This is a genomic window from Paucisalibacillus algeriensis, assembly GCF_000577245.1.
In the GTDB taxonomy this organism is placed as follows: Bacteria; Bacillota; Bacilli; order Bacillales; family Amphibacillaceae; genus Ornithinibacillus.
On sequence record NZ_CBYO010000001.1, the window covers coordinates 133,425 to 152,256 of the forward strand.

The window sequence follows — 18,832 nt, forward strand, 5'->3', positions numbered from 1 at the left end:
AATGTGTCGAATATATATAAGGCGGCAGGGGTCGATGTAGAAGCTGGCTATGAAGCAGTTGAACGAATGAAAAAGCATATCGCTAAAACAACCAGACCAGAAGTACTCGGAGGAATTGGTGCTTTTGCTGGATTATTTGATCTAACTTCTTTTTCATATCGAGAGCCAGTACTAGTTTCTGGTACAGATGGAGTCGGCACAAAACTAAAACTAGCGTTTAAGATGGATAAACATGATTCCGTTGGGATTGACTTAGTAGCAATGTGTGTAAATGATATTGTTGCTCAAGGTGCACAGCCTCTGTTTTTCCTTGATTATATCGCTTGTGGAAAAAATGACCCAGTTCGTATTGAACAAATTGTTTCTGGAGTTGCTGAAGGATGTTCTCATGCCGGTGCGGCATTAATTGGCGGGGAAACAGCGGAAATGCCAGGTATGTATGGGGAAAATGAATATGATCTAGCTGGATTTGTTGTTGGGATTGCAGAGAAATCAAAGTTAATTACTGGTGAATCTATTCAAGCTGGGGATGTCGTAATTGGTCTGCCATCAAGTGGAATTCATTCGAATGGATATTCCTTGGTGAGGAAGCTTGTTGCTGGATTGGAGTTTGACGAGGTTTACCCAGGGCTGTCAAAGTCTCTTGCTGAGTGGTTACTAGAGCCAACCCGAATTTACGCTAAACCGATAAATCAATTGATGAAAAAGGTAAATGTGAAAGGAATCTCTCATATCACTGGTGGCGGATTTTATGAAAATATTCCAAGAATGTTGCCGGAAGAATTAGGAGTGAAGTTTTCTGTAGGAAGTTGGGAAATTCCGGAGATTTTTTCGTTTTTACAAAATAAAGGTGAGCTTTCCTTAGATGACATGTTCGGTATTTTTAATATGGGAATTGGCATGGCCCTCGTTGTTTCTAAAGAAGAGGTCGATACGGCATTATCAGCTTTAGCTGAAGCAGATGAAGAGGCAACTGTCATTGGGGAAGTTGTAGTGGATAAGGGAGTACATTTCCGTTATGAGTAAAGTGAAAGCGGCAGTTTTTGCTTCCGGAACGGGTAGTAATTTTGTAGCGATGATGAATTGTAAAGAGCTAGCTTGTGAGATTGTATTACTAGTATGTGACAAACCCGGAGCTAGTGTAATAGAAAAGGCAAAATATTTCGGTGTACAAACGTTTGTTTTAAATCCAAAGGCGTTTAATGACAAACGGGAATATGAAACAGAAGTGCTTCGGGCTGTAAGAGAGGTTGGCGCAGAATGGATTTTTCTAGCAGGATACATGCGCCTGATTGGCCATACTCTGTTAAATGCCTATGAAGAAAAAATATTGAATATCCATCCATCATTACTTCCATCGTTTCCTGGAAAGGACGCAATAGGTCAGGCCCTCGCTGCAGGCGCTGAGATTACAGGAGTAACCGTTCATTATATTGATGAAGGTATGGATACTGGTCCAATCATTGCTCAAAAGCAGGTTAAGGTTTTACCAGAGGACACTGAGGAAACATTGAAATACCGTATTCAGAAGGCGGAGCATGTGCTGTATCCGGAGGTTATTAATCAGGTAGTACGGAAGGAACGATTATGGCCAGTGGAGTGATTAATGTGCTCTGGGATCGGAGGATGTGCCTGATGGATTGTACCATGCGCCTAGAAAAGTGAAGCATGAGCCCGAGGAAGAGGACCATGCGCCCAAGGGGGAGGAGCATGTGCCTGGGAAGCAAACTATGCACCTAATAAAGTGATCCTTACACCCAAAACTGGAAACCATCAACCCAAACCCAAGATAATTAAACCTAGTAAACAATAAACTCAACCGTAGAAATGCGAAACCAAGGAGTGAAAACATGAAAAAGCGTGCACTAATCAGTGTTTCAGATAAACAGAACATCGTAGAATTTGCCATTGGCTTAGTAGAGTTGGGATATGAGATTATTTCAACTGGTGGAACTTTAAGCGTTCTTCAAGGTGCTGGTGTTCCGGCAACTGCCATTGATCAAGTTACTGGATTCCCTGAAATTTTAGATGGTCGTGTGAAAACACTCCATCCAATGATACATGGTGGATTGTTAGCGAAACGTTCTAATCCAGACCACCTTATGCAACTAGGAGATAATCATATTGAACCAATTGATATGGTTGTGGTGAACCTTTACCCGTTCAAACAAACGCTTGAACGAGATGGAGTTTCAAAGGAAGATATTATTGAAAACATTGATATTGGTGGCCCAACTATGTTGCGTTCTGCTGCAAAGAATTTTGCCGATGTTATGGTTGTAGTTGACCCTGGAGATTATGATTCGATTCTTGAGGCATTAAGAAATGATTCTATTAACCTAGAATTCCATCAAAAACTTGCTGCAAAAGTATTTCGCCATACAGCGAATTATGATGCAATGATTGCAAACTATTTTCTTACCCAAACAGGGGAAAAGTTCCCAGAAACCTATACGGTAACATATGAAAAAGTTCAATCTCTGCGTTATGGAGAAAACCCTCATCAAGAAGCGGCATTTTACAAAAATCCAATTCAAAATGGGATGAGTCTTGCTACTGCAAAACAGCTACATGGTAAGGAACTTTCGTACAATAATATTCAAGATGCAAATGCTGCTATAGAAATATTAGCAGAGTACGGTGAGCCGACAGCTGTTGCGGTGAAGCATATGAATCCTTGTGGTATTGGAATGGGTGAATCCATTTCGGATGCCTTCCTTATAGCATTTGAAGCGGATCCTATTTCAATCTTTGGCGGCATTGTTGCCTTGAATCGTGAAGTTGATTCACAAACTGCTGAGCAACTAAGCGACATTTTTCTAGAGATTGTTATTGCACCAAGCTTTTCAGAAAAAGCACTCGAAATCCTAACGAGAAAGAAAAATATACGCCTATTATCCACGGAAATGTCCAAGAAGGATGCAACCTCTTATAAGCTAACAACTGTTGATGGTGGTGTACTTATACAAAGTAGGGACAATGGCGTAATAAAGGAAAATAATCTTGTAGTGGCTACAGAAAGAATTCCTTCTGAAGAAGAAATGAATAATCTATTGTTTGCATGGAAGGCAGTCAAACATGTGAAATCCAATGCGATTGTTTTAGCCAAGAATAAGCAAACAATTGGTGTTGGAGCAGGGCAAATGAACCGTGTAGGAGCAGCTAGAATAGCTATCGAGCAAGCAGGTGAAAATGCGATTGGATCGGTTATGGCATCTGATGCATTTTTCCCGATGTCAGATACAGTTGAGGAAGCTATTAAAGCCGGTGTTACTGCGATTATTCAACCTGGTGGTTCGAAACGTGACCAGGATTCTATTGATGTATGTAATCAGCACGGGATTGCAATGGTGTACACAGGTATGCGCCATTTTAAACATTAATGAGGAGGCCAATAATGAACGTTTTGGTAGTTGGACGCGGTGGACGTGAACATAGTATTATAATGAAGCTTTCTGAAAGTACCATGGTCGATAAGCTTTTTGCTGCACCTGGTAATGCTGGAATGGAAAGTCTTGCAACAATAGTACCAATCGAGGAAACAGATAGTGCTAAACTGATTGAGTTTGCAAAGTTAAATCAGATAGAACTTACGATTATTGGACCAGAGAATCCATTAATGGATGGGATTTCTAATAATTTTATGGCGGAAGGACTTCGGGTATTTGCTCCTAGTAAAGAAGCGGCATTAATTGAAGGGAGTAAAAGCTTTGCAAAGGAATTTATGATGAAGTATCAGATTCCAACAGCGGGCTATGAAACGTTTTCTGATCCAGTTGCGGCGAAACAATATGTGGATAAAAAAGGTGCCCCCATCGTAATCAAAGCTGATGGCTTAGCTGCTGGAAAAGGTGTAGTGGTTGCAGAAACGAAGGAAATCGCATTCGAAGCAATTGATGATATGCTAGTTTCCAAGTCTTTTTCAGACGCTGGAGCAACAGTTGTAGTGGAAGAGTTCCTAGTTGGTAAGGAATTTTCCTTAATGGCTTTTGTAAATGGAGAGAATGTCTACCCAATGATACCGGCAAGAGACCATAAGCGAGCATTGGATAACGATGAAGGACCGAATACTGGTGGAATGGGTGCTTATGCACCAGTCTCAGATATTACGAAAGAAATGGTTGATTTTGCAACTAGGGAGATTTTGCAAAAGGCAGCAATTGGGATGGCTGCAGAAGGTCGTTCATTCACAGGTATCTTATATGCAGGTCTAATTATGACAGATGTTGGACCAAAGGTAATTGAATTTAATGCTAGATTTGGAGACCCAGAGACTCAAGTGGTATTACCGCTATTGAAAAATGATTTACTACAAGTAATGTTAGACGTGCTTGATGGTGAGGATCCAAAGCTAGAATGGGAAAATGAATTTTGTATGGGCGTAGTACTGGCATCGGTTGGCTATCCTGCAGCCTACAATAAAGGGATAAAATTACCTAACCTAAATGCAAATGGTGATTCATTTGTTGTTTATGCTGGTGTTAATAAATCAGAAAATGGCTATGTTTCCAATGGTGGCCGTGTACTACTAGTTGGGGCGAAGGGCTGTTCTTTGGACTTGGCTGGTAGATTATTATATGGAAACCTCCCTCCAAATGAGGGGCTAGACGGATTTTTCTATCGTACAGATATTGGTAAAACTAAGAAAGGCGCTCTTGGATAGGAGCGTCTTTCTACTGGCTTTATAAAAACTAATCCTATTCCTCATTCCAACCTTTACTCGATGTCAAAATGAAGTATAGAGCCCCCTCATTCGTCATTTCACCCCGAATTCAAGTCCAATATGAAATGTAAACAACTCTCACTCTTCATTCTAAAGTTAAATCTTAAAAGCATTGTCACAAAATTTTCACTGTACTTAACAAAAACTTTACAGTAATAAAGCGTGAATTGTGATACAATTAGAAAAAGAATAAATTTGGAGAGTTGCCCTATGTTAGAGAATGGATATTGGAGAAATTATGAGCTGAGAAAGCATGTGAAGGTAGTAGAGGGGGATATTACACCAACTCTTGTATTAAAGAATGCAACCTATTTAAATATGTATGTAAATCAATGGTTAACGGCAAATATTTGGGTTTATAAGGAGCGGATAGTTTATGTTGGTGAGAAACTTCCAGAACAATCTGCTGAAATAATAGACTGTGAAGGTAAGTTTGTTGTTCCTGGTTATATGGAGCCACATGCACACCCATTTCAATTATATAACCCAGAGATATTAGCGACACATGCCGCAAAATTTGGAACAACCACATTAGTTAATGATAATTTAACGTGGCTTTTTTTATTAGATAAAAAGAAAGCGTTTTCTATTATATATGAATTTAATAAACTACCAATCTCCATGTTTTGGTGGAGTCGATTAGATCCACAAACTGCACTTCTTGATGAGGAAAGGCTTTTTAATACAGAGGATATGATGGATTGGTTATCACACCCGAGTGTTATTCAAGGTGGGGAGCTAACAGGTTGGCCGAGCCTACTTAATGGGGATGATCGATTACTTTATTGGATTCAGGAGGCGAAGCGAAAAGGAAAACCGATCGAAGGACATTTACCAGGTGCTTCTGAAAACACACTCACCAAACTGAAACTTCTAGGCGTATCAGCTGATCATGAATCGATAAGTGGAGAAGATGTGTTAAAGAGATTACGACTAGGCTATCAAGTTGGGCTACGTTATTCTTCTATACGACCGGACCTTCCTCAGCTATTAGAGGAAATTATTGAAGCTGGATTAACTAACTTTGATCAGCTTACCATGACAACAGATGGTGGCACACCAGGGTTTTATGAGAACGGACTAATGAATGTATGTATCGATATTGCAATCCAGAAAGGTGTATCTGTAGAAGATGCATATCGCATGGCATCGTTTAACGTGGCGAAGCATTTCCATTTAGGAGAACAACTAGGATGTATAGCACCTGGCCGGATTGCCAATATTAACATATTACAACGGAAAGACAATCCCAATCCGGAAAGTGTCTTAGCTAAAGGAAAATGGATTGTTAGAGATGGTGATGTTCAAGAACTTCCTACTTATATTGACTGGGAAAAGTATAATATCGAGCCACTTAAGTTTGATTGGGAATTGGAGATAAGTGATTTGCAATTTTCTACACCGATTGGGTTAGACATGGTTAACGATGTCATCATTAAACCATATGCGATTCAAACGGATATAACGGTAGATAAATTACCGGAAAATCGTGATGATGCCTTTCTATTACTATTGGATAAAAAGGGAGAATGGCGTGTAAACACTACTATTCGTGGCTTTACAAAGAATCTTGGTGGATTAGTAAGTTCTTTTTCGCAAACAGGTGATTTTGTTTTCATCGGAAAAGACAAACAAGATATATTCCTAGCTTGGAAACGACTAAAGGAGCTAGGTGGTGGAATTGTCCTTGTTCATGAAGGGGAAATAATTGCTGAACTTCCATTAAGGCTCGCGGGTAAAATGTTTGCCGGTGATATGGAAGAATTAATCGAAAAAGAACAGGAGCTAAAGAAAAAATTTCTGGAATTTGGCTATCAATTTAATGATCCAATCTATAGCATTCTATTCTTATCCTCTACCCACTTGCCATATATCCGAATTACACAAGAAGGTATTATAGATATTAAAAAACGAGAAGTGCTCTTCCCAGCGACCATGCGTTAACATATAATAGTAGTAGGACTTAGGACATAAATTACTAGATAAAAGGTGTTGGGAATATGAGAAAGTGGATTTTGCTATTAGTAGCAAGTATTCTATTTCTTTTGGGGGCTTGTACTGATAAAGCAAATAAAGATGAAAACCCAAAAGAAGATGTTGAGGAAGTAACGGAACCAGAACAAATAGAAGAATCAGAGCCACAATATTCTAATGTTTATCCATTTACAGGTATAAAGACCAATGAAGATGTCAATCATCGCGCGGTCGGTATTATGGTCAATAATCATTCGAAAGCCCGTCCACAAACTGGACTCTCACAAGCAGACATTGTATTCGAGGTATTGGCTGAAGGTATGATCACTAGATTCCTAGCTATTTTCCATAGTGAACAACCAGAAGTAGTTGGTCCGGTTCGTAGTGCTCGTGAGTATTACTTTGATCTAGCTAATCGCTATCATGCTCTTTATATCTACCATGGAGCAGCAGGATTCGTGAATGATATGCTTGATAATCGTAACATTGATCATCTTGATGGAGCTATTTACGACAATGATGGTAATCTATTTAAACGAGAATCTTTCCGTGTAGCACCACATAATTCCTATTTGTTATTTAAAAATGTACACAAGGTAGCAAGTGATATTGGTTATGAAGTGACTGCTGAACACAATCCAATGCCATTTCTATCTGAAGACGAAGTAGGGACAATTAGTGGGGACTCGGCAAATCATGTGGAGATTGTTTACTCTAATAAACCAGTGAACACAGTGGAATTTGAGTATGACCCTACTACTGAAAAGTACAACCGCTATAACAATGGGGAAATGACGGTTGAACTAGAAACGAATGAACCTATACAAGTAGATAATATATTTATCATTGAGACATACCATGAAGTAATTGATGATGCAGGACGCCGTGCCATAGACTTCTATGATGGTGGAAATGCTTATCTTATTCAAAAAGGGAAAGTACAACAGGTTGAGTGGGAAAACCGTGATGGACAGCTAATACCTGTTAAAGACGGAGAAGTCATTGGCTTTGTTCCTGGTAAGACATGGATAAATGTAGTTCCAACTAACCCAGGAATGGATAATTCTGTTACGATTACTGGAGAGTAGGGAGTAGGAGGTTTCATCATGCAAATTGATAAATTACGTGGGGAAGAACTAGACCATTTATTTGATGCCATTTTATCGTTAAAAGATCGAGAAGAATGCTACCGTTTTTTTGATGACATTGCAACAATGAGTGAGATTCAATCCCTTTCCCAAAGACTCCAAGTAGCTAAAATGCTTACAGTGGGATATACGTATAAAACAATAGAAAAAGAAACAAAAGCATCGACTGCTACCATTTCAAGGGTAAGACGTTGTATTGATTATGGAAGTGATGGATATAAGCTAGTATTGGAACGTACGTTGGAGAAGGATTAATATCGAAAATTAAAGCTGTATTATATCAAATGGCCTGTATCAAGTTTTAAAGATATAGGCCTTTAATATTGTGTTGTAGATTTCCTCTTTTTAGAATTATTATAAAAACTTTCCAACCTTTCCGCGAAACATGTCGAATTGGCAAAAAAACAGGTAATTTTACTTAATAGTTTCCCAATAAAAAAAATTGTAAAAATATGTTATGGTGAAATTAGAGAAAAGGCGCCAAATATACATTGAGGGGGGAGTTACTGAAAAAGTTAAATGGATCTCTTTTTGGAATAAGCGGAAAAAATGATTAATTAATTTGGAAACGAGATAAAACGGAGAGGAAGATAAAAATGACTAAAAAGGTATTTAAAATTTCGGTAAGTATTCTGACAGCATTCACAATATTTTTAGGAGCACAAAGTGTATTTGCAAATGAAATTAATTCAGGCGCTGAAATACAACAAGATAGAAAGTATGTAACATATGGATATAAATCAAAAGCGTATCCACCACAATATTATTATTATAATGATGGTGTTTATAGTGGGTATTTAAGTAGGGCTGGTGGAGAATATGTAAACGGATATTGGCTTGTCAATTTTGCCGGGTATGTTTATAGAAATGGAACGCCTATCCCTTCCGTTGTAGAGGAAATAGAATAGTTAATTTTTTAGTATATTTGAACGGAAATATTTAAATTCACTATTTCCGTTCAAAAAAGAATGTTCTAAGTAAAGTAAAATGACTCTACTTAAAGTAGAGAATATTAAAAGTTCAATGGCAAGGAAGAGGAATTGCTTTAATTTCTCTTCCTTTTATGTTTAGGAAATCTCTCTAAATTTAGAAGAAATCAGTCCTTATGTTACAATCAAGAAAATACAAACAGATTGGATTTGAATCACATGCAAGAAGTACGTTTAAAAGTTAATTCAAAGTTTGCAAATAAATATCGAAGTGGCTTGCCACTTATTTTGACCGAGGCTATCATGAATCAAAAAGACTTAATAGAAGAAGGAACTATCGTGAACCTTGTTGATGAGAAAAACAAGTTTATAGCAAAAGGGTATTACGGAAGACAAAACAAGGGCTATGGTTGGGTTCTAAGTAAGAATGAACATGAAAAGTTTGATAAGAACTTTTTCAAAAATAAAATAGTTGCTGCTTTTAATAGAAGAGAGAATTTTTTTACTGATGAACATACAAACACCTTTCGCGTCTTAAATGGAGAAGGAGACGGAGTAGGTGGTATTACCATTGATTACTTCGATGGATATTATTTAATTAACTGGTACAGTAAAGGGATATATCACTATCGAAAAGCTATACTTGCTGCCCTTCAAGAGTCAGTTGAATTCAAAGGAATTTATCAAAAGAAACGATTTGATACGAAGGGTCAGTACCTTGAAGACGATGATTTTGTTGCAGGAGAGCGTGGGGACTTTCCACTTATCGTAAAAGAAAACGGCGTTCAATTTGCGGTTTATTTAAATGAAGGTGCAATGGTTGGTGTGTTTTTAGATCAAAGAGAAGTGCGAAAAATAATACGGGATAAGTATGCTAATGGGACCAATATGCTCAATACATTCTCCTATACAGGAGCATTTTCCGTTTTTGCAGCATTAGGCGGAGCAACAAAAACAACCAGTGTAGACTTAGCTAACCGAAGCAAATCAAAAACAATCGAACAATTTAGCCTAAATGGAATCGACTTCGAGGCACAGGACATTATCGTAGAAGATGTCTTTCAATATTTTAAATACGCAGGAAGAAAAAATCTGAAATTTGATTTAGTAGTACTAGACCCACCAAGTTTCGCAAGGTCTAAAAAGGTAGTATTCAGTGCAGAAAAAGACTACACCAAACTATTAAAAGAGACAATCGCCATCACCGAAGACAACGGAGTCATCGTAGCATCAACTAACTCAAGCGCATTCGGAATGTCCAAATTCAAAGGATTCATCAAAAAAGCCTTCGAAGAAACAGGTCATAAATACCAAATACTCGAGCAATTCACCCTACCAAACGACTTTCGAACAATCAAAGAATATCCAGATGGTAATTATTTGAAAGTGGTATTTATAAAAAAGGTTGTTTAAACCTTTATTTTAGAAAAAGGTAGTTTTCTAAAAGACTTTTGTTTTTCAGGTTAGTTTAATTTAACAAATAGTTGATAGAAAATGTGGGTACTTACTATAACTTCTCCCATGATTAATGAGTATAGTGTAATACGACCGCTCCGGCAGAATACTCCGCTTTCCGCGGGCACGGCCTCAGCCTCCTCGAGGAAAGTTCGCCTCTGCGGGGTCTTCGGACACGTGCTATTCCCGCAGGAGTCTCCGTATTCTGCCTGCGCTAGTTTAAATTTCTAATTATAGATAGTTGTAGCATTATGATTTTTAGTTATGTGTGCGTTAAACTATTTACTCTATTCTAGCGGAGTGTATTTCCGTAGCGGGTATGATGCTGAATCCAAAATCCTTAGTTACCGCACAGTTTCTATCAATAAAAACATACTGTAAGAGAACCATTTATTTTACTTGTGAAATTTATACATATCACTAAATCAAAGCCCTATTTTTTGCTATAATAAACTAATGGAAAACAATAATGGAGGACTAGACCTTTGTATACCAATATGAAAGAATGGAAACATGTATTTAAACTAGATCCAGCAAAAGAAATTTCAGACGAAGACCTAGAATTAGTCTGTGAATCAGGCACTGATGCAATAATAGTAGGTGGAACAGACAACATAACCCTAGATGCTGTATTAGACCTATTATCAAGCATCCGCCGATATACCGTTCCAGTAGTCCTAGAAATCTCTAACATGGAAGCAATCACACCAGGATTTGATTACTACCATATTCCAATGGTCATGAATAGTAACGAGAAAAAATGGATGATGGATATACACCATGAAGCAATAAAAGAATATAAGGATATAATGAATTGGGATGAAATATTTGTTGAAGGCTACTGCATCTTAAATGAAGAAGCAAAAGCATTCCAGCACACAAACTGTAAGCTACCGACAGACGAAGATGTTGTCGCCTATGCTTATATGGCTGAAAATATATTTCATTTACCAATTTTTTATGTTGAATACAGTGGGAAATATGGTAATCCTGAATTAATAAAGAAGGTAAAAGGCGAACTCCATGATACACTTCTTTTCTATGGTGGGGGAATTGAGACCGCTGAACAGGCAAGAGAAATGAAGGAATATGCAGATGTTATTGTAGTTGGGAATAGCATTTATACAAATTTAAAAGAAGCATTAAAGACCGTACAAGCAGTAAAAGATAATTGATTTTCTAGGAAGGTGTTTTAACATGAGTCGTACAATTGATGAGTTGATAAAAGGATTGAACAAACAGCAACAAGAAGCTGTCAAACATACAGAAGGTCCATTATTAATTATGGCTGGTGCTGGAAGTGGTAAGACTCGTGTGCTAACACACCGTATAGCATACTTAATGGGGGAAAAAGATGTTTCACCCCGTAATATCTTGGCAATTACATTCACAAATAAAGCGGCTCGAGAAATGAAAGATCGTGTTAGTAAGCTTGTTGGACCAGAGGCTACAGACATGTGGGTATCCACTTTCCACTCCATGTGTGTCCGCATTTTACGTAGAGATATTGATCGTATTGGTTATAGTCGTAACTTCACGATTTTAGACAGTGGGGATCAATTATCTGTTATAAAGCAAGTTATAAAAGAATTAAATATTGATAACAAACAATTTGAACCCCGTGCGATGCAAAATCAAATCAGTAGTGCGAAAAATGAACTAGTCACTGCTGAGGAGTACAGTAATAAAGCTGGTAATTTCTATGACCGCCAAGTGGCACGTGTTTTTGAAGGGTATGAAAAAGTACTTCGTAAAAACCAGTCCCTTGATTTTGATGATTTAATTATGCAAACCATTCATTTGTTTAAACGAGTTCCTGAGGTGTTGGAATACTATCAACGTAGATTCCAGTACATTCATGTTGATGAGTACCAGGATACAAACCATGCACAATATACCTTAGTAAAACAATTAGCCAATCGTTTTCAAAACCTTTGTGTTGTTGGGGACTCTGATCAGTCGATTTATCGTTGGCGTGGAGCGGATATTGCTAATATCCTTTCCTTTGAGAAAGATTATCCGCAAGCAAAAACGGTATTCCTGGAGCAAAACTACCGTTCAACAAAATCGATACTAGAAGCTGCAAACAAGGTAATCGCAAATAATCCTGGACGTAAGCCGAAGAATCTTTGGACAGAAAATCCTGATGGACAGAAGATCATGTATTATCAAGGTGCAACAGAGCAAGATGAGGCATTATACATTACTGATAAAATACGTGAATTAGTTCGTGAAGAAGGATATACGCCAAGTGATGTTGCTATTCTTTATCGTACAAATGCACAGTCCCGTGCTGTCGAGGATACTTTAATGAAATCAGGTGTGTCCTATCAAATGGTTGGTGGTATGCGATTCTACGATCGTAAAGAAATTAAGGATATGATTGCCTATCTACGCCTAATTACGAACCCTGATGACGACTTGAGCTTTGAACGTGTGGTTAATGAACCAAAACGTGGTATTGGAAAAACATCCATCGATCGTTTAAGAGCATATGCTGCAGATAATGACATGTCATTCTATCAGGCAGTAGAGGTTGTAGACTTTACAGGAGTTCCCAAAAAGGCTGCGAATGCATTAGCTGAATTTGGAAACCTAATTAAAACTCTAAACCAACAACAGGACTTTTTAACTGCAACCGATATGGTGGAACAGGTACTGGAACGTTCAGGTTATGAAGAAATGTTGAAAAATGAACGTTCGATTGAATCACAAAGTCGTTTGGAAAACTTGGAAGAGTTCATGACAGTAACGCAAGATTTCGAGGAAACTAGTGAGGATAAAACATTAATAGCTTTCTTGACAGATTTAGCATTAATTGCTGATATAGACCGCGTTGATGAAGAAGATCCAGATAACGAAGAAAAAGTAACGTTAATGACATTACATGCTGCGAAAGGACTGGAGTTCCCGGTCGTATTTTTAATTGGTATGGAAGAGAATGTATTTCCTCATAGTCGTGCTATGTTTGATGAGGAAGAAATGGAAGAAGAGCGCCGTCTTGCATATGTTGGGATTACCCGTGCAGAAAAACAGCTATATCTAACGAATGCAAAGATGCGTACCCTTTACGGAAGAACGAATATGAATCCAATGAGTCGATTCATTAATGAAATACCAGAAGAATTAGTAGAAGGAATAGAACAAGCGAGAGCGTCTATGTTTGGCTCCTCTCCATTTGGAAATGATTTTGGTGGTGGTCAACAACGAAATCCGTTTGGTAGCCCAAGGACACAAGCAACCACTAACCAGCCGACCCAACCGCCACGACGCAGTGCACAACGAGTACAACCAACGACCGGTGCTGAAAATGAAACGTGGAAACCAGGTGATAAGGCGGAGCATAAGAAATGGGGTGTCGGTACTGTGGTGAAGGTTCAAGGTGAAGGAGATAAACTGGAACTTGATGTTGCCTTTCCGGCACCAACTGGTATTAAACGTCTATTAGCAAAATTTGCACCAATTATGAAACAATGAGGAGGTGCTTGATGCATGGAGATAGCGCAAGCACAGGAAAAAGTAGCATCCTTAAAAGAGTTATTGAATCGATATGCCCATGATTATTATGTGTTAGATAATCCATCAGTGCCTGATTCAGAATATGACCAAAAACTAGAGGAACTTCGAAGATTAGAAGAAGAGTTCCCGGAACTAATTACAAGTGATTCACCGACCCAACGTATTGGTGGGCAACCACTTGAAGGGTTTCAAAAAGTACAACACACAATTCCTATGCTAAGTCTTGGCAATGCGTTTAATGAGCAAGATCTACATGATTTTGCTCGACGTGCAAGTCAAGGGACTGATAATGCCTTGTCGTATGTTTGTGAGCTGAAAATAGATGGGCTTGCCATCTCCCTTACCTATGAAAATGGTCAATTTGTTCGGGGAGCAACACGTGGTGATGGAACGACAGGTGAGGATATTACCAGTAATTTAAGGACTATCAAAAGTATTCCACTTTCGATTAAAGAAAAACGGAAGATCGAAGTCCGTGGGGAGTGCTATATGCCGCATAAATCCTTCCTTGCTCTGAATAAGCAACGAGAGGAAAATGGGGAAGAGCTATTTGCTAATCCAAGAAATGCTGCTGCAGGCTCCTTAAGGCAATTAGATCCTAAAATAGCAGCATCACGTAACTTAGATGTTTTCTTATATGCTATTGGGGAATGGGAAGCAGATACCGTTGAATCGCATAGTGATCGCCTTAAACAGTTAAAAGAACTTGGATTTAAAACAAACCCTGATTGGAAAAAATGTGATTCTATTGAAGAAATTCTAGAATATGTTGAGTATTGGACAAAAGAACGTCCCAATCTGCCGTATGAAATCGATGGAATTGTTATTAAAGTAGATGATTTAGCTCAACAGGAAGAATTAGGTTTTACAGTAAAAAGTCCACGTTGGGCAATCGCTTATAAGTTCCCAGCAGAAGAAGTTGTGACGAAGCTTAAGGATATTGAACTGAGTGTTGGTCGTACTGGTGTCATTACCCCTACAGCAATACTTAATCCTGTAAGGGTAGCTGGTACCACTGTTCAACGTGCTTCATTGCATAATGAAGACCTCATCCGAGCAAAAGATATACGTATTGGTGATACAGTTGTCATTAAGAAGGCTGGAGATATCATTCCAGAGGTAGTTCGAGTAATTACAGAACAACGTACCGGGGTAGAAGAGCCTTTCCAAATGCCGGATTATTGCCCTGCATGTGGTAGTGAACTTGTCCGATTAGAAGAGGAAGTAGCATTACGTTGCATCAATCCAAATTGTCCAGCACAGCTTCAAGAGGGACTTATTCATTTTGTATCTAGAAATGCAATGAATATTGATGGACTTGGTGAAAAGGTTATTAATCAGCTATTTAATGAGAAATTAATTCATACGATTGCTGATATTTACCGATTAAATCGTGATGAACTGCTACAATTAGAACGCATGGGTGAAAAGTCAGTTGATAATTTGCTTCATGCAATTGAAACCTCAAGAGAAAATTCATTAGAACGATTACTATTTGGGCTAGGAATTCGTTTTATTGGAGCAAAAGCAGCAAAAACTCTTGCAACAGAATTTGAAACAATGGATAATCTGCAAAAGGCAACTTATGAGGAATTGGTAGCTATCGATGAAATCGGTGATAAGATGGCTGATTCCGTGGTGCAATATTTTGCTGAAGAAAAGGTTACAGAATTACTTAACGAATTAAGAGACCTACAGCTAAATATGGAATATAAGGGACCTAAGCGTGTAGTAGTGAGTGATGATGCTAATCCAATCGTTGGCAAGACTGTTGTATTAACCGGTAAAATGGAGCAAATGTCCAGACCAGAAGCAAAAGACCGTATCGAAGCTCTAGGGGGCAAGGTAACAGGAAGTGTTAGCAAGAAAACCGATATTCTAGTTGCAGGAGCAGATGCAGGTTCCAAATATGATAAGGCTGTAGAACTTGGAATTACCATTTGGGACGAAGAACAATTCTTGAAAATGCTTGAAGGTTAAAGGAGAGGTCGCACTTGAAGAAATTTAATATCGCATTACTTTGTACACTCCTCTTACTTGCGAGTTGCACACCTAACGTAAAAGAAGATGAGGATGAAGTTATGCAAAACGAAGAAGAACCAACTGGCCAACCTTCTATTGTTCCAACATACAAACTTTCGGAAGATGACTATCGTGTCGTTTTACCCTACCGTACAAGTAAAGCTAGAGGTGCTACTACGAACCAGATAGCTAACCGTCTTGATATTGATGAGGTGGAACAAGGTCTAATGCGTCATTCCAAGGAATACTTTGATCCCAATGAAGTGTATTTTGAAGAAGGGCAATACATCGATTTGGATACGGTATATTCGTGGATCAATGAATTGAATCCAGTAGTGGAGGAAGGTTCTGAGAAGGAAGTATATGAAGATAATCCAAGATACTTATCGCATATTCTAGAACAAAATTTTATTAAAAGAAATGAAGATTCAGTTGAATTAGTTGGTGTTTCCATTGGATTAGCTTTAAAATCACAATATCGTTTTCAGACTGAAATTGGTGGAACATATTATTATGAAAATATTCCAAGAGCTGAAATGCTAGAAAAAGGTCGAGAAGTGGCACAAACGGTTCTAGAAAGAGTTCGACAAATAGACGGCCTACAAAATGTTCCAATCATGTTTGCGATTTATCGAGAGGAAGAGCGTGGGTCGGCAGTGCCGGGAAACTTTGTTGCAAGAACATTTGTCGAACAAGGTGACATGAGTATTGATGAGTGGGAAGGTATAGAAGAAGATTATATTCTATTTCCTTCTAATGAAGCTGAAGAAAAATATTTTGATGATGCTCAAATTGTCAATACCTTTGGGATAGAAATTGCAGAATTCTTCCCAAATTATGTAGGGTACATTGGAGAAGGATTCTATGTGAATGAACAACTTCAAAAATTGACAATAGAAGTGCCAATTGACTTTAATGGAAAAGCTGAGGTTATTGGCTTTGCCCAATATACGTATGGTTTGGTAAGGGATAAATTCCCTAATAATTATGATATTGAAATACAAATTACTTCTAGCGATAAGCTAGAGGGATATGTTTATCGAGAGGCAGGTAAAGAAAACCCAGTCGTTCATCTTTTCGATTAAAACTATTGGATTGTTTGAAGAGTTTTCTATCTTACGTTAGAATAAGGAGTGGATACATTCCACTCCGTTTTTAAATATATACTTCAGTGTAGTTCGACATAATTTTTAGAACTTTTTGTAAGCGGAGCCATATGTGATATATTGCATATTAATTAAGGAGGTTTTATTTTATGGTAGTACCGTACACGCATGAGCCTTTTACTGATTTTACAGTGGAGGAAAACAAACAGCAGATACTCGAAGCACTAAAGAAGGTTGAAGCAGACCTTGGCAAAGAATATCCACTAATTATCAACGGTGAACGCATCTTTACAGAAGATAAAATTGTATCCGTAAACCCTTCGAACAAAGAAGAAGTAATCGGATATGTATCAAAAGCAAACAAGGAACTAGCAGAAAAAGCGATGAAAGTAGCAGATGAGAAGTTCCAAAACTATTGGAGAATGTCAGATCCAAAGTTCCGTGCAGGTATCCTATTCCGTGCAGCAGCAATTGTACGCCGTCGTAAGCATGAATTTAATGCACATCTTGTAAAAGAAGCTGGTAAACCTTGGAAGGAAGCAGATGGAGAGACTGCTGAAGCGATTGACTTCTTAGAGTTTTATGGTCGCCAAATGCTTAAACTTAAAGACGGTATGGAAGTAAACAGTCGTCCTATTGAACATAACCGTTTTGATTATATTCCATTAGGAGTTGGGCTAGTTATTTCCCCTTGGAACTTCTCTTTTGCAATTATGGCAGGTACTGCAGTTGCAGCTATGGTTACTGGTAACACAGTATTATTAAAGCCTGCAAGTGTAACTCCAGTTGTTGCTTATAAATTTATGGAAGTACTTGAGGAAGCAGGTATGCCTGCTGGAATCATTAACTTTATTCCAGGTCCAGGTAGTGAGGTTGGAGACTATTTAGTTAATCACCCACGTACTCGCTTTATTAGCTTTACTGGTTCACGCGAAGTTGGACTAAATATCTTTGAACGTGCAGCAAAAATTCAGCCCGGCCAAATCTGGTTAAAACGTACTATCCTAGAGATGGGCGGTAAAGATACCATTGTTGTGGATAAAGAAGCTGATCTAGAATTAGCAGCACAGTCTATCGTGCATTCTGCATTTGGATTCTCAGGACAAAAATGTTCTGCTTGTTCTCGAGCAGTAATTCATGAGGAAGTATATGATCAAGTGAAGGCGCGCATTGTTGAATTAACAAAAGAGTTAACAGTTGGAGATCCAACAGAAAACCAATACATGGGACCAGTTATTGATCAAGGTTCTTATGATAAAATCATGAAATATATCGAGATTGGTAAAGAAGAGGGTAATCTTCTAGTTGGTGGAACTGGTGATGACTCTAAAGGTTGGTTTGTTAACCCAACAGTTATCGCAGATCTTGATCCAAAAGCACGTATTATGCAAGAAGAAATCTTTGGACCAGTTGTTGGTTTGACAAAAGCAAAAGATTTCAACGAAGCTATTGAAATTGCAAATAACACAGAATATGGCTTAACTGGTGCAGTAATCACCAATAATCGTGAGCACTTAGAACAAGCACGTAGAGACTTCCATGTTGGAAACTTATACTTCAACCGAGGATGTACTGCTGCAATCGTTGGATATCAACCATTTGGTGGATTCAATATGTCAGGAACAGATTCAAAAGCTGGAGGACCTGATTACTTAGTCCAACATATGCAAGGTAAAACAACATCTGAAATGCTTTAATATAAATATTAAGTCTCTTTTCAAATTTTTGGAAAGAGGCTTTTTACATTTCTATGAAAGATAGGAAAAATCCATACATAAATTGATAACATTTCGACATGATTCTACAATATTATACAAAGTTTAGGTTTATTTTCTATCAAAACTTTCCTACTTTCCTCATTTTAGGAAAGTAGGAAAGTTTTTTGGGCTTTATTAGTACTTTTTGCCCGCAACTTTCCCAATATGCAAATAAAAAAAATATGCTATCATATAGGTA

The 18,832-nt window shown here is 38.1% G+C and carries 14 protein-coding genes; all 14 read left to right on the forward strand.

Annotation, left to right across the window (positions count from 1 at the left end; genetic code table 11):
* The first annotated feature begins 3 nt into the window (after positions 1 to 3).
* Positions 4 to 1,026, forward strand: coding sequence for a phosphoribosylformylglycinamidine cyclo-ligase (purM, locus tag TY11_RS00550; protein WP_042141967.1), 1,023 nt, complete (start codon positions 4 to 6; stop codon positions 1,024 to 1,026).
* On the forward strand, positions 1,019 to 1,603 hold the full coding sequence (gene purN / locus TY11_RS00555; RefSeq protein WP_042141968.1) for a phosphoribosylglycinamide formyltransferase: 585 nt from the start codon (positions 1,019 to 1,021) through the stop codon (positions 1,601 to 1,603). The genes purM and purN overlap by 8 nt, the downstream gene beginning before the upstream one ends.
* Before the next feature lie 247 nt (positions 1,604 to 1,850).
* The gene (purH, locus tag TY11_RS00560; protein ID WP_042141969.1) at positions 1,851 to 3,383 is read left to right on the forward strand and encodes a bifunctional phosphoribosylaminoimidazolecarboxamide formyltransferase/IMP cyclohydrolase; all 1,533 of its coding nucleotides are present in this window, start codon (positions 1,851 to 1,853) and stop codon (positions 3,381 to 3,383) included.
* 14 nt (positions 3,384 to 3,397) lie between these two features.
* Positions 3,398 to 4,663, forward strand: coding sequence for a phosphoribosylamine--glycine ligase (gene purD, locus TY11_RS00565; RefSeq protein WP_042141970.1), 1,266 nt, complete (start codon positions 3,398 to 3,400; stop codon positions 4,661 to 4,663).
* 270 nt (positions 4,664 to 4,933) lie between these two features.
* Entirely contained in the window at positions 4,934 to 6,667 is a 1,734-nt protein-coding gene (locus TY11_RS00570) for an adenine deaminase C-terminal domain-containing protein (RefSeq protein WP_042141971.1), read from the forward strand.
* A gap of 56 nt (positions 6,668 to 6,723) precedes the next feature.
* A complete protein-coding gene (locus TY11_RS00575; protein WP_042141972.1) occupies positions 6,724 to 7,785 on the forward strand; it encodes a DUF3048 domain-containing protein in 1,062 nt (353 codons plus the stop codon).
* An 18-nt stretch (positions 7,786 to 7,803) separates the two neighbouring features.
* The gene (locus TY11_RS00580; RefSeq protein WP_042141973.1) at positions 7,804 to 8,100 is read left to right on the forward strand and encodes a YerC/YecD family TrpR-related protein; all 297 of its coding nucleotides are present in this window, start codon (positions 7,804 to 7,806) and stop codon (positions 8,098 to 8,100) included.
* A 341-nt stretch (positions 8,101 to 8,441) separates the two neighbouring features.
* Entirely contained in the window at positions 8,442 to 8,753 is a 312-nt protein-coding gene (locus TY11_RS00585; protein WP_042141974.1) for a hypothetical protein, read from the forward strand.
* A 240-nt stretch (positions 8,754 to 8,993) separates the two neighbouring features.
* A complete protein-coding gene (locus tag TY11_RS00590; protein ID WP_042141975.1) occupies positions 8,994 to 10,187 on the forward strand; it encodes a class I SAM-dependent rRNA methyltransferase in 1,194 nt (397 codons plus the stop codon).
* 539 nt (positions 10,188 to 10,726) lie between these two features.
* A complete protein-coding gene (gene pcrB, locus TY11_RS00595; protein WP_369797378.1) occupies positions 10,727 to 11,404 on the forward strand; it encodes a heptaprenylglyceryl phosphate synthase in 678 nt (225 codons plus the stop codon).
* A 22-nt stretch (positions 11,405 to 11,426) separates the two neighbouring features.
* Positions 11,427 to 13,706, forward strand: coding sequence for a DNA helicase PcrA (gene pcrA, locus TY11_RS00600; RefSeq protein WP_042141977.1), 2,280 nt, complete (start codon positions 11,427 to 11,429; stop codon positions 13,704 to 13,706).
* A 15-nt stretch (positions 13,707 to 13,721) separates the two neighbouring features.
* Positions 13,722 to 15,728 carry an NAD-dependent DNA ligase LigA gene (ligA, locus tag TY11_RS00605; RefSeq protein WP_042141978.1) on the forward strand — a complete coding sequence of 669 codons (2,007 nt, stop codon included), beginning with the start codon at positions 13,722 to 13,724 and terminating at the stop codon, positions 15,726 to 15,728.
* Positions 15,729 to 15,742: 14 nt separating this feature from the next.
* Entirely contained in the window at positions 15,743 to 16,855 is a 1,113-nt protein-coding gene (locus tag TY11_RS00610; protein ID WP_042141979.1) for a CamS family sex pheromone protein, read from the forward strand.
* Between the two features lie 170 nt (positions 16,856 to 17,025).
* Positions 17,026 to 18,573, forward strand: a complete 1,548-nt coding sequence (pruA, locus tag TY11_RS00615) for an L-glutamate gamma-semialdehyde dehydrogenase (RefSeq protein ID WP_042141980.1) — start codon at positions 17,026 to 17,028, stop codon at positions 18,571 to 18,573.
* Positions 18,574 to 18,832: the final 259 nt, after the last annotated feature.

Coding starts and splice junctions, on each gene's coding strand:
- purN (WP_042141968.1), top strand. CDS start 1,019: ATGAGTAAAGTGAAAGCGGCAGTTTTTGCTTCCGGAACGGGTAGTAAT.
- purH (WP_042141969.1), top strand. CDS start 1,851: ATGAAAAAGCGTGCACTAATCAGTGTTTCAGATAAACAGAACATCGTA.
- purD (WP_042141970.1), top strand. CDS start 3,398: ATGAACGTTTTGGTAGTTGGACGCGGTGGACGTGAACATAGTATTATA.
- TY11_RS00570 (WP_042141971.1), top strand. CDS start 4,934: ATGTTAGAGAATGGATATTGGAGAAATTATGAGCTGAGAAAGCATGTG.
- TY11_RS00575 (WP_042141972.1), top strand. CDS start 6,724: ATGAGAAAGTGGATTTTGCTATTAGTAGCAAGTATTCTATTTCTTTTG.
- TY11_RS00580 (WP_042141973.1), top strand. CDS start 7,804: ATGCAAATTGATAAATTACGTGGGGAAGAACTAGACCATTTATTTGAT.
- TY11_RS00585 (WP_042141974.1), top strand. CDS start 8,442: ATGACTAAAAAGGTATTTAAAATTTCGGTAAGTATTCTGACAGCATTC.
- TY11_RS00590 (WP_042141975.1), top strand. CDS start 8,994: ATGCAAGAAGTACGTTTAAAAGTTAATTCAAAGTTTGCAAATAAATAT.
- pcrB (WP_369797378.1), top strand. CDS start 10,727: ATGAAAGAATGGAAACATGTATTTAAACTAGATCCAGCAAAAGAAATT.
- pcrA (WP_042141977.1), top strand. CDS start 11,427: ATGAGTCGTACAATTGATGAGTTGATAAAAGGATTGAACAAACAGCAA.
- ligA (WP_042141978.1), top strand. CDS start 13,722: ATGGAGATAGCGCAAGCACAGGAAAAAGTAGCATCCTTAAAAGAGTTA.
- pruA (WP_042141980.1), top strand. CDS start 17,026: ATGGTAGTACCGTACACGCATGAGCCTTTTACTGATTTTACAGTGGAG.